This window comes from Microbacterium sp. 2216-1 (assembly GCF_046507855.1).
Taxonomy (GTDB): Bacteria; Actinomycetota; Actinomycetes; order Actinomycetales; family Microbacteriaceae; genus Microbacterium; species Microbacterium esteraromaticum_C.
Genome location: NZ_JBKFTM010000001.1, coordinates 1,090,926 through 1,107,444 on the forward strand (window position 1 = coordinate 1,090,926; position 16,519 = coordinate 1,107,444).

Sequence of the window (16,519 nt, forward strand, 5' to 3'; positions counted from 1 at the left end):
ACCGCCGCAGCATCCGACGATCCCGCGGCTTCCCGACAGAGGACGAACATGACCGACAGCTCCACTCCCGCCGACACCGCAGCGCTCACGTTCACGGTGACCAAGAACCTGGCCGCGAAGAGCCCTGCTCAGCGCGACGAGGTGCTGGCCAACCCGGGGTTCGGCACCGACTTCACCGACCACATGGTTGACATCTGCTGGTCTGAGAAGGGCGGCTGGCACCGTCCGCGGGTGCAGCCCTACGGGCCGATCCCGCTCGACCCGGCCGCGGCCGTGCTGCACTACGGTCAGGAGATCTTCGAGGGCATCAAGGCGTATCGCCACGCCGACGGGTCGGTGCACACGTTCCGCCCCGACCGCAATGCGGCCCGGCTGCAGCGCAGTGCTCGCCGGCTCGCGCTGCCCGAACTGCCCACCGAGTACTTCGTGCAGTCGCTGCGTGAGCTGATCGCCGTCGACGGTGCCTGGGTGCCATCGGGTGCCGACCAGAGCCTGTACCTGCGGCCGTTCATGTTCGCCAAAGAGGCCTTCCTCGGTGTGCGCCCCGCCAAGAAGGTCGCGTACTACGTGATCGCCTCTCCCGCCGGCGCCTACTTCAGCGGTGGCGTCAAGCCGGTGCGCATTTGGCTGTCGACGAACTACGCCCGTGCGGGCAAGGGTGGCACCGGCGCGGCCAAGACCGGCGGCAACTACGCGTCGAGCCTGCTGCCTCAGGCCGAGGCCAGCGCCAAGGGCTGCGACCAGGTGGTCTTCCTTGACCAGGACGGCAACGTCGAGGAGCTCGGCGGTATGAACGTCGTGTTCGTGTACAAGGACGGACGCGTGGTCACGCCGCAGTCCGACAGCATCCTCGAGGGAATCACGCGCGACTCACTGCTGCAGCTTGCCGAGGATCGCGGTCTGACCGTCGAGCGCCGAGCGGTCTCGCTCGATGAGTGGCGGCAGGGGGTCGCCTCGGGCGACATCGTCGAGGTGTTCGCGTGCGGCACGGCCGCGGTGGTCACTCCGATCGGCGCGCTCGTCTCGGACGAGTTCGAGGACGAGCAGCCTCTCGGTGAGCTGGCGATGTCGCTGCGCGAGGAGCTCACCGACATCCAGTACGGCCGCCGCGAAGACAAGCACGGCTGGTTGACCCGCCTGGACTGAGCGCGCGCTGCGTGCCTGACGCGCGCTCGCCTGTCTCGCATTGCGCGCCTGATTCGCCGACACCCCTACTTGCCGCCCACACCCCCAGGTGTGGACGCCCGCAGGTGGGGGTGTCGGCGCGAAGTGGGGGTGTCGGCGCGTGGCGACTCGTTCTGCACAATCCACCGATTCGCGCGGATCGCGTGAGCGGCTGTGGAGAGCGCGTGATTCGGGGAGACCGGCGTACATCCTGTGGGGATGCGTCGCCGTATCGACATTCCGCAGGCACGAGCGCTGGTGCTGTCTCGACATCAGGTGCTGGCCTCCGTCTATAGCGAGCGTCAGATGCGCTCGGATCTCGACTCCGGTCGGCTGCTTCGTCTGCACCGTGGCAGCTACGTGTCTGCGCAAATCTGGGACGAACTGTGGTGGGAGGGACGTCATCTGCTCCGCGTGCTCGCGGTGCACGCCGCGAGCCCGGGGCCCGGCCCGGTATTCACCCATGCCTCGGCCGCGGCGCTGTGGGGTCTGCCGCTGTACCGTGTCGGGGCCGCACCGGTGCAGGTGCTGGTTGACGGGCAACGCCACAGTCGCGTGATCGCGGACGTCATCCGCCGCGACATGAAGGTGGATCCCGCCGACATCGTCGAGATCGACGGCATCCGCGTCACATCGCCGACCCGCACCGCGATGGACGTCGCGCGCACGTATCCGTTCCCGACGGCGGTCGCCTGCGCCGACGCCGCGTTGCGCCGTGCGGCGGTCGACGGATACATCGTGGATGCTGAAGCCGACGCCGCATGGCGTGAGGACGCCGCGCGGCTCGCGACCCCTGGGCTGCGCGGCGTGCGGCAGGCTCGTCGCGCGCTGGAGTTCGCCGACGGGCGCGCGGATCTGCCGGGCGAGAGCGTCAGCAGGGCGCACCTGCACACGCTCGGGTTCCGTGGCTTTGACCTGCAGGTACCCGTCACCGGCTCGGAAGGTCAGCAGTACTGGCTCGACTTCGCCTTTCCGCGTGCACGGTGCTTCGGCGAGTTCGACGGGGCGGCGAAGTACACCGAGCCTGCGCTCAGAGCTGCTCCGTCGGCACAGTAGGCGGTGCTTGACGAGAAGAGCCGCGAAGATGACGTGCGCGGCGTCACCGGGTGGCGGTTCGCCCGGTGGGGTCACGATCACATTCGCACCGCGGATGTTCTGGGGGCGCGTCTCGCGGCCTTCGGTGTCCGTCCGCCCGGGTGAGGCCGGCCCCGCCGCGCCCCGGCTCGTCGCACCCCGCCCCGCCGCGCCCCGCCGCGCCGGGTTCGCCGACACCCCCATCTGGCGTCGACACCCCCACCTGCGGGCGCCAATAACTGGGGGTGTCGACGCGAAGTGGGGGTGTCGGCGGTGGAACGCGGGAGCGGTGGACAGCGGGGACCGGCCAGGAGAGGGCGGGGCGCGCCGCGCGCGAGGGTGGCGGATAGGCTGACGGAGTGAAGATCGCGCGCTTCAGCCACAACGATGGCATCCGCTACGGCATCCTCGACGATTCAGACCTGGTCGTGCTCGACGGCGACCCGATGTTCGCCGGTTACGAACCGACGGGCGAGCGCATCCCGCTCGCCGACGTCGCGCTGCTGGCGCCAGTGATCCCGCGGTCGAAGATCGTCTGCGTCGGGCGCAACTACCACGACCACGCCGCCGAGTTCGGCAACGTCGCCCCCGAGGAGCCGTTGCTGTTTCTCAAGCCGAACACGGCGGTGATCGGTCCGGGCGACGCGATCGTGCGCCCGTCGCTCTCGGAGCGGGTGGAGTTCGAGGGTGAGCTGGTTGCTGTGATCGGACGCATCGCGAAGAACGTCGACGCGGCGGATGCCCTCGACTACGTGTTCGGTTACACCGTGGGCAACGACGTGACGGCGCGCGACCTGCAGCGCAAGGACGGCCAGTGGACCCGGGGCAAGGGGTTCGACACGTTCTGCCCGCTCGGGCCCGTGATCGAGACCGAGCTCGATGTGGCGTCGTCACGGCTCGAGACGCGGGTGAATGGTGAGGTGCGCCAGCAGGCGCCGCTGACCGACATGATCCACTCGGTCGCCGACATCATCGCCTACGCGTCGGCGGCATTCACGCTGCTGCCCGGTGACGCCATCATGACCGGCACACCGGCCGGCGTCGGCGAGCTGGTGGCGGGCGATGTCGTCGAGGTGGACATCAGCGGCCTGGGTGTCATGCGCAACACGGTGCGCGACGCGGCGCCCCGATCGTGAGCGCGATCACCGCCGAGGCGCTGCCGGGACTGCAGCGCCGTACAGTTCTCATCCTCTCGCTCGGCCAGGTGCTCGGCGGCATCGCCTTCGGAGCGACCGTATCGCTCGGTGCTCTGCTGGCTGCCGACCTGTCGGGCGATGATGCGCTGTCGGGCCTGGCGACGGCATCCGTGACTCTGGGGGCGGCTGCGTTCGCGATCCCGCTGGCGCGTTTCGCCGCGCGTCGGGGGCGCCGACTGTCGCTGACGGCCGGCAATCTGTTCGCCCTGATCGGCATCGGGGTGGTGATCCTCGCGGCGGCGCTTCGGGTGTTCCCGCTGCTGCTCGTGGGAATCATCATGATCGGCATGGGCAACGCCGGCAATCTGCAGTCCCGCTTCGCGGCGACCGATCTGGCGGCGCCCGAGCACCGCGGACGCGATCTGTCGATCGTGGTCTGGTCGACGACGATCGGCGGCGTGACCGGGCCGCTGCTGCTGACCCCCGGTGAGGCGCTCGGGCAGATGGTGGGCATGCCTCCGCTCACCGGCGCATATCTGTTCTCGCTCGTGGCGCAGGCCGCGGCGCTCGTGCTGTACCTGGTCGCGTTGCGGCCCGACCCGCTGCTGACGGCCCTGAACCTGGCGGCGATGCCCTCGAAGGCCGCCGCGCTCGGCTCTGACATTGATCGGCCGGTCACGGCGCGCTACGCGATCTTCGCCGTGTCGGGGTCGCATGCGGTGATGGCGTCGGTGATGGCGATGACGCCGATCCACCTTTCGCACATGGCGCACCGTGCCGGTGGTGATGCCACGACGAGCACCGATGTCACATTGCTTGTCGGCGTGACGATCGCGTTGCACGTGGCCGGCATGTACGGCCTGTCGCCGGTGTTCGGCATCCTCGCCGATAGGTGGGGCCGTGTGCGGGTGGTGCTGCTCGGCCAGGGGATGTTCGTGGTCTCGTTGCTGTTCGCGATCTTCGCGGGCGAGCATGCCGCCGGTGTGATCGTCGCGTTGATCCTGCTCGGGCTCGGATGGAGCGCGGCGACGGTGGCCGGTGCGGCCTTGCTGACCGAGTCATCGACCGTGCAGATGCGTCCGCGTCGTCAGGGGCTCAGCGACTCGCTGATGAGCCTTACCGCCGCGGCTGGCGCCGCGGGTGCGGGTCTCGTGCTGACGCAGTTCGGGTATGGCGGGCTCGGCGTGGTGGCGCTGGTGATCGTCATCGCGATCATCGTGCTCTCGCCGCTCGGGCGGATCCGCGAGGCGTGATGGCACGCACCGCGGGGCGTGGCACAGCTTCGGAGATCTGCATATCTTCGGACCGCCACGCCTGTGGCATCCGATGTTGTGCCGAACTCCGTCGCTACGCAGACCTCCATGGGGACCCACGCCGGTGAGCTGGGTCGGAACCGGCGACGCGTACGCCGCCTCGTACGCGCAGCTCTGCGCGGGCACGGGGGAAGTGCTGCGTGCGCACCTCGGTGTGCCCGGCGGGCGGTCGCTGCTCGACGTCGGCGCCGGTGACGGTACGCTCGCGGCGGCCTGGTCGGATGCCGGATGGCGGGTCACCGCGGCGGAGCCTGAGGCGAGCATGCGCCGGGCGGCCGAGCGGCAGCATCCGACCCTGACGATCACGGCGGACGCCCTGCCCGCGCTGCCGTTCGACGACGGCGCGTTCGACGTCGTCGTCGCGAACTTCGTGCTGAACCATGTGTCTGATCCGTCTGCTGCGGCGTCTGAGCTGCGCCGTGTGGCTGCGGGAACCGTGGCCGCGTCGATCTGGTCGGCGTCGCCGGCGTCGCTGTGGGGCGAGGTGACCACGCGGGCCGGGGTGATGCCACTGGCGGGGGCGCGGCTGCCTGCCGACAAGGACTTCGAGCGCACGGCATCCGGTTTCGAGCGCATGCTGCGCGGCGCGGGCTGGGAGCCCGTCGTTGCCGAGCACACCTGGACGTGGCGTCCCACGCCCGAGATGCTGTGGCGATCGGTCGTCGGGGGAGTTGCCGGGGCCGGCGCGCTCTACGCGACGCTGTCGGATGCCGACCGTCGGCGCTATCGCCAGGCGTTCGACGCGGTCATCGACGAACGCCGCGACGGTGAGGTGATCCCGCACGTGCAGACCGCGGCCGTTGCGGTGGATCATCGGGGCGGGCAGGCCCGGTGAGAGGCATCGGGCACGGATAGAATCGAGGGGATATGGCTACTGTGCATCCCCTCACCACCACCGCGACCGGTTCCGACGTCCGCGTGCGCTTCTGTCCTTCGCCGACCGGCCTGCCGCATGTCGGCATGGTGCGCACGGCGCTGTACAACTGGGCATACGCGCGCCACAACGGCGGCAAGCTGATCTTCCGCATCGAAGACACCGACGCGGCCCGTGACAGCGAGGAGAGCTTCCGCCAGCTGGTCGACGCGCTCACCTGGATGAAGATCGACTGGGATGAGGGGGTCGAGGTCGGCGGGCCGCACGCCCCGTATCGGCAGTCGCAGCGCCACGACATCTACCGTGAGGTCATCGACAAGCTGCTGGCGACGGGCGCGCTGTACGAGAGCTACTCGACGGCCGAAGAGATCGACGCGCGTAACGAGGCGGCGGGCCGCGCCAAGCAGCTCGGCTACGACAACTTCGACCGCGATCTCACGGACGAGCAGCGCGCGGCGTTCCGTGCCGAGGGCCGTCAGCCGGCCCTGCGCCTGCGCGTGCCCGATGAGGACCTGACCTACGACGACCTGATCCGCGGCGAGGTGACCTTCCCGGCCGGCTCGTTCCCCGACTTCGTCGTCGTGCGCCCCAACGGTGTGCCGCTGTACACGTTCGTGAACCCGGTCGACGACGCCCTGATGGGCATCACGCACGTGCTGCGCGGTGAAGACCTGATGCCGTCGACGGCCCGTCAGCTGGCGCTGTACGACGCGCTGATCCAGGCCGGCGTCACCGCTTTCGTGCCGCGCTTCGCGCACATGCCGCTGGTGCTCGGTGAGACCGGCAACAAGAAGCTCTCCAAGCGTGACCCGCAGGCAGATCTGTTCCTGCACCGTGAGCGTGGGTTCATCCACGAGGGCCTGCTGAACTACCTGGCGCTGCTGGGCTGGTCGATCGCACCCGACCGCGACGTGTTCTCGCTGAGCGAGTTCATCGAGGCGTTCGACATCGTCGACGTCAACCCGAACCCGGCACGCTTCGACCAGAAGAAGGCTGAGTCGATCAACGGCGACCACATCCGCATGCTCGAGGGCAAGGACTTCGCCGAGCGGATGCTGCCGTACCTGGCCGACGCCGGTGTGTTCGGTGGTGCCGAGCCGACGCACGAGCAGATCGTGCTGGCCTTCCGCGCGGCGCCGCTGGTTCAGGAGCGCATGCAGCTGCTGGGTGACGCGCCGGGCATGCTCGGCTTCCTGTTCACCGACGAGGTGACGTATGAGCCCGACGCCATGAAGGGGCTTCCGGCGAACGCCGCCGAGGTGCTGACCGCGTGCGTCGCGGCTCTCGAGCCGGTCGAGGAGTTCACTCCGGATGCTGTGCAGCAGGCGCTCTCGGAGGCGCTGATCGACGGGCTCGGGCTGAAGCCGCGCGTGGCGTACGGTCCGCCGCGGGTCGCGCTGAGCGGTCGCCGGGTGTCGCCGCCGTTGTTCGAGTCGATGGAGCTGCTGGGCAAGGACGAGACGCTGCGTCGACTGCGCGCTCTCGCCGATCACCTGGCGTGACGCACGAGACGGCGCAGCTCATGATTCCCACGGCCGAGGCGGATGTCATCCTCGGTGAGCTGGGGGTTCTGCTTCTGGAGTGCGGTACGTCCGTCACGGATGTGCGCGGCACCTTGGAACAGGTGAGCCGTATTGCAGCGCCCGGGGTGTCGGTGGAGTTCGCCATCTTGCCGGAGATGGTGATGGTGAGCCGGCCGGGTTCTTCTGCGGCGACCACGACCGTGATCGGCAAGGGTGAGGCCCTGACGTTCCGTCAGTCGGCGCGGGCGAGCCGCCTGGTGCGCGACCTCGAGTCGGGTGCCGTCGCGTTGGAGGATGCCCCGCAGCGTATCGCTGCCATCCGCGCGACGCCCCGGCATCTGCCTGGTGTGCAGAGCGTGCTGGGCTGTGGGCTGCTGTCGTTGGGGCTGGCGGTGCTGTTCCGCTGCCCGTGGTGGGCGGCGGTGCTGGCGATGCTCGTTGGCGCCATCGTCGGCGGCCTGATGCTGGTGATGATGCGGGTGCGTGCGGCCGCGGCCGTGGCCCCGTTCGTGTCGGCGTTCGTGTCGACGGTGCTCGTGGGGTGGGCGGCGGGGCTGCTGGATCTCGGGCCGGTACCGCTGTTCGCGGTGTGCGCGCCGATCGCGATCCTCGTGCCGGGCGCACTGATCACGAACGCCCTGCTGGAGCTGACCTCGACCGACATCGTGACCGGGGCGTCGCGCCTGATGTACGGGCTCATCATGCTCGCCTTCATGGCGGCCGGTGTCTATTCGGGTGCCGCGCTGACGGGGCTGAGTGTCGATTCGGCGTCGGCTGCGCTGGTCGGCGACGCCGTGCAGCTTTCGGGTGATGGTGGGGGATGGACGGCATTGCCGCCGCTGTGGATGTCGTGGTTCGCCGTCGTGGTGCTGGCGATCGGCATCGGCCTGGCCTTCGGGTCGGGCGTGCGACTGACGGTGGTGTGCATCGTGGTGATGACCGGCACGTATGCGGTGCTCGCCGCGTTCAGTGCGCAGGTGGGCAACGTGGTGGCGATGGGTATCGCTGCGGCGATTTTGTTCGTCGCGGCGCGTGTGCTGGAGCGTGTGACGCTGGCGATTCCGGCCACCGTGTCGTTCCAGCCGGCGTTCCTGCTGCTGGTGCCCGGAACGATCGGGTTGGTCTCGCTGGCGAGCTTCGACGCGCAGGCGCTGGCGTCGGCGCCGATGATGTTCTTGAGCCTGTGCATCGGCACGAAGGTCGGCGCACTGCTGGCCGACCTGGCACGGATCACGCGTTCGACGGTGTTCCGATACTGGGTGCGCCCCGCCCGCATGGGGGAGCTGTGATGGCCTGTGGTTGCCGCACACGCGCGACGCGCCCGGGCTGTGCGCACCGATTCGCCATCCGGGCATAGCTCGGGTAAGCTTGTATCTCGGTGCGGGGCCCAGGTTCCGCCCTTGGGGTATGGTGTAATTGGCAACACGGCTGATTCTGGTTCAGTTGTTCTTGGTTCGAGTCCAGGTACCCCAGCAGAGAAGAACCCCCGCTCCGGCGGGGGTTTTCTGTTTCTCAGCTTCGTCTGTCCTGTGCGCCGTGGGACTTACCTGGGGGCTGCTTGGATTTGGTTCGACTGGCCATGACCGCTAGTGGTGCAAGCGGAACCCGTCCCCGGTGACGGTTCTCTAGGGCGTCGCACGAGGCATGGACACAAGCTGAACCGGTTCGTGACCTTCGTCGACCAGGAAACGATTCACTAGCTTGCGGACATTGTCGATCAGGTTCCAGAGGAAATGAGAGGCGTCAACGTACTCGTCGTCGCCCCCTTCCTCACGCAGAGGGTCAGCGATCAGAAGGTGGATGCTCTCTGATTGGACTTCGAGCAAGAAGAAACCGGCCCGATTGGGGTGCGGCCCGGTCAGAACGTTTGCGCTCGCGATGGTCTCCAAGGCGGGTACTACACGCACACGTTGAAAGTGCTTGTCGGAGTTGCTGAGCAACTTGAGTTGTCGCGACCACAGCACGCCTGTGAACGGTTGGACCTCGCGGATCCACTCGCGGTGTTCCGTGCTGATTCCGCGCGTGTGGCGTTTCTCGCGCCTATTCCATTCGCCCGACTTTAGATCGAGTGGGAACAAGGCGTCCTTGTTTTGCTCGCCTGAGTCGCGCCACGCTGCGTTGTATGCCAGGAAGTCGAGCGCCGAGCGCAGATGGTGAATGACTTCGCTTGCATGCGCCGCTAACGAATGCCCAAACGTTTCGAAGTCGTCTTGCACGCCGGCGAAGTCAAGCTCGACACCGGCGGCGGGGTCGCTCGGGTTCACGCTCACGGTGAGGCGACTCTGCCACTCCTGAGCAGTCTGCTCGTGGAGCGCTTCGAGTTCATTGAGACGGTCACCGGCGTGGAGGACTCGGTATGCGGCCCATGTGAACGTTGGTTCGTTGTCTACGACGGGGAAGATGCGGTAAGAGAGCTGCGGGGCGGACATGCCGACAATCTACGCGTGACATCGGACTGGGGCGTCACGACTCTGCGAGCTACCGGAACCGACTTGATCACGTCCGTGGCTCTTCGCCGATGAGGGCTTAGGGGCTCAGGGTTGTTGGCCATTGGGGGTGTCCAGGTCTCCGTCAGGGGGGAGTCTCTAGCTTCCCCATCTGAGAGAACCTCGACGGTGATCAACGTTGCCTTCGCGTGTCTCGACCGAACCACATTCTGCCGTCTGGGCGCGCTCTCCTATGGCGATCGATCGTTGGTAGCTTCGGAAGTCATGAAGAAGGTGTGGATCGTCTACCACGACAGCAGTCCCGACAACAATATTCTGGGTGTGTTTGACGACGAAGCAGAGGCGTACGAGTTCCAGGAACGCATAGCACCCGAGTACGAGCAGGGCGCTCTTCTCTCGCTCTTCCCCGTGCCGTGGCGATGCACCGACCGAGCCACAGAGATCCGCATCTAGCCGACCTACCACCGCGCGGGCGCCCCGACGCCACAGGCACCGGGCCGCCCGCACGACGTGTCAGAACGCGTCGGGGTAGAGCTGGTGGGCGATCGTCTCGACGGCGTCGATGTTGCCGATCGTGCCCGGGTAGAAGTCGCTCTGCGGCACCGCGATCAGCAGGTCGTTCTGCACGGCAGTGACGTCGGGGAACGTCGCACGCAGGTACTCGACGACACGTTCATGTTGCGCGTCGCTGGTGACGCCGAACACGATGGCGTCGGGGTTGCGGCTGACGATCTCTTCAGGGGTGATCTCGGCCGAGAAGAAGTCGGCGAACTCGGGGCCATCGGGGTTGAAGACGTTGTCTCCGCCGGCGGTGCGGATGATGTCGTACTCGATGCCGGCTCCGATCGCGCCGAGCATGTTCCCCTCCGACCAGATCTCGGCGACCGTCAACGGCTCCTGATCGCGCACAGCCTCAGTGACAGCATCCAGGCGCGCCTGTGCGTCGGCGGCGAGGTCGGCGGCGAGATCCTCGGCGCGCAGAATCTTGCCCAGGTTCTCGATGTCGGTGAGCAGATCGGTGACCTCGGCGCTCGACCGGCGTTCGGCGCAGCCGCCGGTCGCCACGTAGGCCTGCGCGCCATTGTCGGCGAGCTGTTCGATGCTCGCGAAGCCCTGCTCGGCGGTGAACTCGTACTCGGTGGGTGAGACCACCAGATCGGGGGCGACCGACAGCAGATCCTCACGCGCGGGCGGGGCATCGGTGCTGAGCACCGGAACGTCGGCGGCCAGCGAAGCGACATCCGCGGGCAGTTCTGACGTCGCCACCTGCGCTTGCCCGGCCAGCTGATCCTGCGCACCGAGGCGCAGCAGCAGATCGGTCTGCGACGGCATCAGCCCGACGACCGCTTCGGGTGCGTGCGCGAACGTGAGCTCACGCCCGCAGTTGTCAATCGTCACCGCCTCTCCGTGCGATTCCGGCGCGTCGTCACCCGCAGGAGCGACGGCCGATCCGCAGGCGGTCAGCACGATCGGTGTCATCACGAGCAGACCCAGCAGTGCCGTGCGGCGCCCGCCGCGGGAGCGAGCGCGCGGCGGGTGCGAGGGGGGAGTGTTCATCGGGTGGTTTCCTTTCTCAGGGATGCGCTGTGCATCAGGGATGCACTGTGCGTGTGGATGCACGGTGTTCCGGCGTGCGGGCGAGTGCATCGAACAGCAGATGGCGTTGCGCTGTCGCCGGGTGGGTGATGGCGGTCGACTCGACCGCGAAGACGGTGCGGATCAGGTCGGGGGTGAGGATGCTGTCGGGGGATCCGAACGCGACGAGTTCTCCGGCCGCCAGTACGCCGACCGCGTCGCAGTGGGTCGCGGCGAGATTGAGATCGTGCAGGGCGACGAGAACGGTGCGTCCGCTGGAACGCACCAACTCGAGCAGTTCCAGTTGGTGCGCGATGTCGAGGTGATTGGTCGGCTCGTCGAGCACCAGCACCGGGGTGTCCTGCGTCAGCGCACGCGCGAACAGCACGCGTTGACGCTCGCCGCCCGACAACGCCGAGAACGCACGGGATGCCAGATGCTGCGCGCCCACCCGCTCCAGTGCGTCGAGCGCGATCGCGACGTCTGCGGCGGAGTCGCGACCGAAGCCACTGCCGTGCGGGATCCGCCCGAGCAGCACGAGCTCGAGCACGGGGATCTCGAACTCCTCGCTGTGCTCCTGCATCATCACCGCGACGCGCTGTGCGACCTGCCGGCGCGTCAGGTCGTGCGCCGAGACGCCGTCGAACCGCACGTCTCCCGCTGCCGGCGCATCGATGCCGGCGATCGCGCGCAGCAGGCTCGACTTGCCGCTGCCGTTCGGGCCCAATAGCCCCAGGACGGATCCGGATGCCACGTCGAACGAGACGCCGTGCACCACGGTGCGCGCTCCGCGCCGGGCTTGGAGCTTCTCGACCTGCACCCTCATCGGTTCATCCCCATCCGGTCGGCGCGTTCGCGACGCAGCAGCCATAAGAAGAACGGGGCTCCGACGAGCGCCGTCAGCACGCCCAGGGGGATCTCGGAGGGCGCGGCCAGCGTGCGCGCCAGCAGATCGCACGTGGCCAGGAAGACGGCCCCGCCGAGCACGGCCACCGGCAGCATCCTGCGGTGGTCGGAGCCGACGATGATCCGCGCCACGTGCGGCACCACCAGGCCGACGAAGCCGATGCCGCCCGAGACGGCGACGACCGCACCCGTCAACAGCGCCGTGGCGATGAGTGTCGTCGTACGCAGCCGGTTGACGTCGATGCCCAGTGCGCGCGCCGCATCATCGCCGGCCAGCAGCGCGTTGAGCTGTCGTGCGTGGGTCATTGCGAAGGCGGCGACGGTGAGCAGCGCCAGGGCCGGCAGCAGCAGTTGCGGCATGGTCGCGGCCGAGACCGAGCCGAGCAGGAAGAACATGATGCTGTAGACGTTCTGCGCGTCGGTTGAGATCGTCAGATAGCTGGTGATCGCGCTGAACAGGGCGCCCAGGGCGACGCCGGCCAGGATGAGCCGCTGCGGGGCGATCCGCCCGGCCTTGCGTGCCAGCAGGTAGACGGCGGCGGTGGCGATCATCGCTCCGGCGAAGGCGGATGCGCTGATGCCGAGGGCGCTGATGCCCAGCCCGAGCACGATGAACGAGACCGCACCGACCCCCGCTCCGGCCGAGACGCCGAGGATGTATGGCTCGGCGAGCGGATTGTGCACCACGGCCTGGATGAGGGCCCCCGCCAAGGCCAGAGAGGCTCCCGTCAGCGCAGCCAGTGCAGCGCGCGGCAGACGGAACTGCCACACCGCGTTGTCCTGCATCGTGGTGAGCGATCCGTCGCTCATCCAGGGCATGCCGGGTAGCAGATGGCCGGTGACGATCTTCAGCGCGTCCAGCGCAGAAACGCTGATCGCGCCGATGCTCACCGAGATCAGAAGCACACCCAGCAGAGCGACCGAGAGCACGGGAACGAGTATGGTCGCGGCCTTGGTGCCGGGACGGCTCGGCTGACGGGTCTCGGTACGCGAAGGGGGCATGGTCTCGGATCCTATTGCGAATGAGAACCATTCTCAACTACGCTCCGACACGGTGCAGCGAACAATGACGGCACCATCGACGACCGAGCAAACGACCACACAGACGACCGAACAGGAGCACGCCGCATGATGATCGTTCGCGAGCTGTGGCGCGAGGCGGCCCGATCGCCCGCACTTCTGGCGGGCACCGTACTGTGCCTGCTGCTCGCCTCGGCGACCTACCTCGCGCAGGCGTTCGCCATCGCGGGGGCGCTCGCCGCCGTCGTCTCCGGCGATGGCTCGCGAGTACTCGCAGCCCTCGCCGCGATCGTCGGCTTGGCAGTGGTGCGGATGCTGCTCATGCTGCTGCAGGACGCGCTCGCCTCCCACCTCGGCGGGCACGTGCGGGTTGTGCTGCGGCGGCGCACGCTGCGGACCGCGCTCACGGCGACACGACTGCATGATCCGACCGGCCGGGATGGGGCGCTGCGCGGCGCACTGACGGACGGCGTGGACGGGACCGACGCGTATGTGTCGAAGTACATCCCGACCCTGGCGCTCGTGTTCCTGGCATGTCCGATGGTCATTGCGATCCTCGTCGCGGTCAACCCCTGGGCCGGGCTCAGCGCTGGTCTCGCCGTGGCACTGGCGCTGATCGGGCCGCTGGCGTGGAAGCGCATGATGTCGCGCAGGGGGCTGGATCACTGGGACTCGTACGAGGCACTGGGTGCTGACTACCTCGATGCCCTCCGCGGCATGGCGATGCTGCGCGCTCTCGGTGATGTGCCCGGAACCCGAGCCCGCCTGCAGGAGCGATCCGAGGCGCTTCGCAGGGCGACCGAGCGGGTGATGCGCGGCTCGCTCGCCGAGACCGGCGTGATCGATGTCGCCATCCAGGGTGGCACTGTTGCGGCCATCATGATCGCTGTCGTTCAGGCGGCATCGGGTCAGCCACCCGCCTTCGAGACCTATCTCGTCCTGCTTCTCGTGTCCGAGGCGTTCCGTCCGATCCGTGACTTGTCCCGCCAGTGGCATGCCGGCTTCCTCGGCCTGACGGCGGTACCCGCGCTACGGTCCCTCGGCGCCTTCCACGCAGACCCCCCGACCGCACCGGCCGCCGAGCCGCTGGCATCCGATCGCCCGCGCCCGGCGGCGCTTCGCGGGTCCGCCGATCGGCTCGACGTGCGCGGAGTCCGCTACCGCTACCCGAGCGGTGATGCCGATGTGCTCGACGGCGTCGACCTGGTCGCCCGTACCGGGACACTGACCGCGATCGTCGGAGCATCCGGCGCCGGCAAGTCGACGCTGCTCGACGTGCTTCTTGGGCTGATCCGCCCCCATGAGGGCAGCAGCACCCTCGACGGGCGTCCGCTACGGCCCGACGACGTGGCCGTGCTTTCGCAACGTCCGGTGCTCTTCGCCGGAACGGTGCGAGAGAACCTGAGCGTCACCGGCGCGCGCACCGACGCAGAGTTGGCGGATGCCTGCCGCGCCGCGGGGGTGCTCGATGAAGTGCGGGAGCTTCCCGGCGGGTTCGACGCCGTGGTGTCCGAGGCGGGGATGAGCTTGTCTGGTGGGCAGAGGCAACGGCTGGCGCTCGCGCGCGCCCTGTTGGCGCGGCGCCCGGTGCTGCTCGTCGATGAACCTACGAGCGCGTTGGATGCCGCCCGCGCGGCGGACGTGATGACGACGCTGCGTCATGTGGCCGAGGTCCGCATCGTGGTGATGGTCACGCATCGGGTCGAAGACCTGCGGTCGACCGACACCGTGGTGCGACTCGCACACGGGCGAACCACGCCCGTCGACTACGCCCAGGAGGTGCCGGTGTGAGCGCAGACGGATCGCCACGCAGCTTCAGCGCACTGCTGCCCGCACTGGCCCCCGAGCGCGGCCGTATCTTCTCGGTCTATCTCAGTGCGACGACCAGCGCGCTGACCCTCAGCGCGCTCGGCGCGCTCGCCGCCTGGGGAGTCGGCCATGCCGTTGTCGAGCGTACTCTGCCCGGCACGGCATGGTGGGTGTGGCTGGTGGTGCTCGTCGCCGCACGGGCCGTGCTCACCTGGCACGAGATGGATCGATCCCATGCCGTCGCCTACCGTGTTCTCGCGCGACTGCGCCTGGTGCTGTTCGACTCCTATAGCCGCAGCGTGCCCGCCCGGCGGCGCGAGCACTCCGGTCGAGCTGCCGCGGTCGCGATGGACGACATCGAGAAGCTCGAGTTCTTCTACGCCCACACCATCGCGCAGGTCGCCGCCGCACTGACCGCCTTCCTCGCGGCGCTGGTCGCCGTCCTGCTCGTACTGCCGCCCGCCGGTGCGGCGCTCGCGGTCGGGGCCGTGCTCGTCGTGGCCACCGTGCCGGTGCTCGCGCGCGCTGCACGCCGCCGCGGCGCCGAGGAACAGCAGCAGCGCGCAGAACTGTCCACCCAGATCGTCGATGCGCTCGGGGCGCTGCGCGAGGTTCTGTCTTACGGGCTCGCCGAAGCGGTGACGACTCAGGCGCTGCGCACCACGCACCGGGCGACACGCGCCGGACGACGACGCGGCACGATCGGGCAGCTCGTCTCGGGCATCCGCGACCTCATCGTGACCACGACCGTGCTCGCCGTCATCTTGGTGAGCGCGACAGCGGCGGGCGTACTCGGCGGTGACGCGCACATCTCGCCCGCAACCCTGCCGATGCTCGTGGCCTTGGCCCTCGCCGGCGTCGCCGCGGTCGCAGATGCCGCGACCACCCTCACCCAGCTGCACCCGCTCACCGCGAGCGCCGCGCGCGTCGACCGGGCCCTGCATCGCACGCCCGTCGTCGCCGCCACGGGGCAAGCGCGCCCCGTCCCCAACGGTCCGCTCGGCCTGCGATTGCGCGACATCACTTTCAGCTACGACGACCGGGTCGAGGCGATCAGCGGCTGGTCCGCCGAGATCGGTCCCGGCGAGCACGTCGGGCTGGCCGGGCGCTCGGGGTCGGGCAAAAGCACACTCATCGCGCTCGCCGCCCGCCTATGGCAGCCGACGTCGGGAACGATCGAGCTGTTCACGGCCGATGGTCAGACCGTGCCCCTGCGCGACGTCGACGAACACGCACTGCGCAACACCATCGCCTTCGTCGACCAGGAGGCGACGCTGTTCCACGGAACCGTCCGCGAGAACCTGCTGCGCGGCGCCGCTCCGGTCTCGGACGACACCCTGCGCCGCACGCTCGAACGTGTGGATGCCATCGGCTGGGCCCCGCTCGATCTGTCGATCGGCCAGGGAGGCCTCGCACTGTCAGGCGGCCAGCGCGCACGCCTCGCGCTGGCCAGGGCACTGGTACGGCAGCCGCGCATCCTGCTCATCGATGAGGTCACCGCGAGCCTCGACGCCGAAACGGAGCGCGTGATCTCGAATGCGCTCGCCGCCTACCACGGAACGGTGCTCATCGCCTCGCATCGAAGCGAGACGCTCTCTGCCGTATCTCGCGTGATCCCCGTCGACGGCGGGGTGCTGACAGGCACCCCATAGTGATCCGCCGATAGGGTTGATCCGAA

14 protein-coding genes and 1 tRNA gene are annotated in these 16,519 nt (G+C 68.7%); 11 read left to right on the top strand and 4 right to left on the bottom strand.

What is annotated here, in order from left to right:
• Window positions 1-48: 48 nt before the first annotated feature.
• The 8 genes from ACLD0U_RS05005 to ACLD0U_RS05040 all read left to right on the top strand — a co-directional run bounded on the left by ACLD0U_RS05005 (window position 49) and on the right by ACLD0U_RS05040 (window position 8,557).
• Window positions 49-1,146, top strand: coding sequence for a branched-chain amino acid aminotransferase (locus ACLD0U_RS05005; RefSeq protein WP_179411035.1), 1,098 nt, complete (start codon window positions 49-51; stop codon window positions 1,144-1,146).
• A gap of 237 nt (window positions 1,147-1,383) precedes the next feature.
• Window positions 1,384-2,220, top strand: a complete 837-nt coding sequence (locus ACLD0U_RS05010; protein ID WP_410339996.1) for a hypothetical protein — start codon at window positions 1,384-1,386, stop codon at window positions 2,218-2,220.
• 377 nt (window positions 2,221-2,597) lie between these two features.
• Window positions 2,598-3,374, top strand: a complete 777-nt coding sequence (locus ACLD0U_RS05015) for a fumarylacetoacetate hydrolase family protein (RefSeq protein WP_179411033.1) — start codon at window positions 2,598-2,600, stop codon at window positions 3,372-3,374.
• 5 nt (window positions 3,375-3,379) lie between these two features.
• On the top strand, window positions 3,380-4,627 hold the full coding sequence (locus tag ACLD0U_RS05020; protein ID WP_410340269.1) for an MFS transporter: 1,248 nt from the start codon (window positions 3,380-3,382) through the stop codon (window positions 4,625-4,627).
• Window positions 4,628-4,751: 124 nt separating this feature from the next.
• The gene (locus tag ACLD0U_RS05025; protein WP_410339997.1) at window positions 4,752-5,522 is read left to right on the top strand and encodes a class I SAM-dependent methyltransferase; all 771 of its coding nucleotides are present in this window, start codon (window positions 4,752-4,754) and stop codon (window positions 5,520-5,522) included.
• 32 nt (window positions 5,523-5,554) lie between these two features.
• Window positions 5,555-7,063: a glutamate--tRNA ligase gene (gene gltX, locus ACLD0U_RS05030; RefSeq protein ID WP_410339998.1), complete on the top strand. Its 1,509-nt coding sequence runs from the start codon at window positions 5,555-5,557 to the stop codon at window positions 7,061-7,063.
• Window positions 7,060-8,373, top strand: a complete 1,314-nt coding sequence (locus ACLD0U_RS05035) for a threonine/serine exporter family protein (RefSeq protein ID WP_206823705.1) — start codon at window positions 7,060-7,062, stop codon at window positions 8,371-8,373. Before gltX ends, ACLD0U_RS05035 begins: the two co-directional genes overlap by 4 nt.
• 112 nt (window positions 8,374-8,485) lie before the next feature.
• Window positions 8,486-8,557 (top strand) — tRNA-Gln (locus ACLD0U_RS05040).
• A 152-nt stretch (window positions 8,558-8,709) separates the two neighbouring features.
• On the opposite strand, the gene ACLD0U_RS05045 is transcribed toward ACLD0U_RS05040, so the two are convergent.
• Window positions 8,710-9,513 (bottom strand): hypothetical protein, encoded by an 804-nt coding sequence (locus ACLD0U_RS05045; RefSeq protein WP_410339999.1) that lies wholly within the window; start codon window positions 9,511-9,513, stop codon window positions 8,710-8,712.
• A gap of 186 nt (window positions 9,514-9,699) precedes the next feature.
• Between ACLD0U_RS05045 and ACLD0U_RS05050 the strand changes: the two genes are divergently transcribed.
• Window positions 9,700-9,984: a hypothetical protein gene (locus tag ACLD0U_RS05050; RefSeq protein ID WP_410340000.1), complete on the top strand. Its 285-nt coding sequence runs from the start codon at window positions 9,700-9,702 to the stop codon at window positions 9,982-9,984.
• A gap of 60 nt (window positions 9,985-10,044) precedes the next feature.
• Here the strand turns inward: ACLD0U_RS05050 and ACLD0U_RS05055 are convergent, their stop codons facing one another.
• The 3 genes from ACLD0U_RS05055 to ACLD0U_RS05065 are packed head-to-tail and all read right to left on the bottom strand — an operon-like array spanning window position 10,045 to window position 13,014.
• Entirely contained in the window at window positions 10,045-11,088 is a 1,044-nt protein-coding gene (locus ACLD0U_RS05055; RefSeq protein ID WP_410340001.1) for an ABC transporter substrate-binding protein, read from the bottom strand.
• A 34-nt stretch (window positions 11,089-11,122) separates the two neighbouring features.
• On the bottom strand, window positions 11,123-11,932 hold the full coding sequence (locus tag ACLD0U_RS05060) for an ABC transporter ATP-binding protein (RefSeq protein ID WP_410340002.1): 810 nt from the start codon (window positions 11,930-11,932) through the stop codon (window positions 11,123-11,125).
• On the bottom strand, window positions 11,929-13,014 hold the full coding sequence (locus ACLD0U_RS05065) for a FecCD family ABC transporter permease (RefSeq protein ID WP_410340003.1): 1,086 nt from the start codon (window positions 13,012-13,014) through the stop codon (window positions 11,929-11,931). Before ACLD0U_RS05065 ends, ACLD0U_RS05060 begins: the two co-directional genes overlap by 4 nt.
• A 126-nt stretch (window positions 13,015-13,140) precedes the next feature.
• On the opposite strand from ACLD0U_RS05065, the gene ACLD0U_RS05070 reads away from it, so the two are divergent.
• Together ACLD0U_RS05070 and ACLD0U_RS05075 are read left to right on the top strand one after the other, a co-directional pair.
• Window positions 13,141-14,823: an ATP-binding cassette domain-containing protein gene (locus tag ACLD0U_RS05070; RefSeq protein WP_410340004.1), complete on the top strand. Its 1,683-nt coding sequence runs from the start codon at window positions 13,141-13,143 to the stop codon at window positions 14,821-14,823.
• Window positions 14,820-16,493 carry an ATP-binding cassette domain-containing protein gene (locus ACLD0U_RS05075; RefSeq protein WP_410340005.1) on the top strand — a complete coding sequence of 558 codons (1,674 nt, stop codon included), beginning with the start codon at window positions 14,820-14,822 and terminating at the stop codon, window positions 16,491-16,493. The genes ACLD0U_RS05070 and ACLD0U_RS05075 overlap by 4 nt, the downstream gene beginning before the upstream one ends.
• The last annotated feature ends 26 nt before the right edge of the window (window positions 16,494-16,519 follow it).

Excerpts from the sequence above, each read along its gene's own strand:
- ACLD0U_RS05010 (WP_410339996.1), top strand. The coding sequence starts at position 1,384 with ATGCGTCGCCGTATCGACATTCCGCAGGCACGAGCGCTGGTGCTGTCT.
- ACLD0U_RS05005 (WP_179411035.1), top strand. The coding sequence starts at position 49 with ATGACCGACAGCTCCACTCCCGCCGACACCGCAGCGCTCACGTTCACG.
- ACLD0U_RS05055 (WP_410340001.1), bottom strand. The coding sequence starts at position 11,088 with ATGAACACTCCCCCCTCGCACCCGCCGCGCGCTCGCTCCCGCGGCGGG.
- gltX (WP_410339998.1), top strand. The coding sequence starts at position 5,555 with ATGGCTACTGTGCATCCCCTCACCACCACCGCGACCGGTTCCGACGTC.
- ACLD0U_RS05060 (WP_410340002.1), bottom strand. The coding sequence starts at position 11,932 with ATGAGGGTGCAGGTCGAGAAGCTCCAAGCCCGGCGCGGAGCGCGCACC.
- ACLD0U_RS05070 (WP_410340004.1), top strand. The coding sequence starts at position 13,141 with ATGATGATCGTTCGCGAGCTGTGGCGCGAGGCGGCCCGATCGCCCGCA.
- ACLD0U_RS05045 (WP_410339999.1), bottom strand. The coding sequence starts at position 9,513 with ATGTCCGCCCCGCAGCTCTCTTACCGCATCTTCCCCGTCGTAGACAAC.
- ACLD0U_RS05065 (WP_410340003.1), bottom strand. The coding sequence starts at position 13,014 with ATGCCCCCTTCGCGTACCGAGACCCGTCAGCCGAGCCGTCCCGGCACC.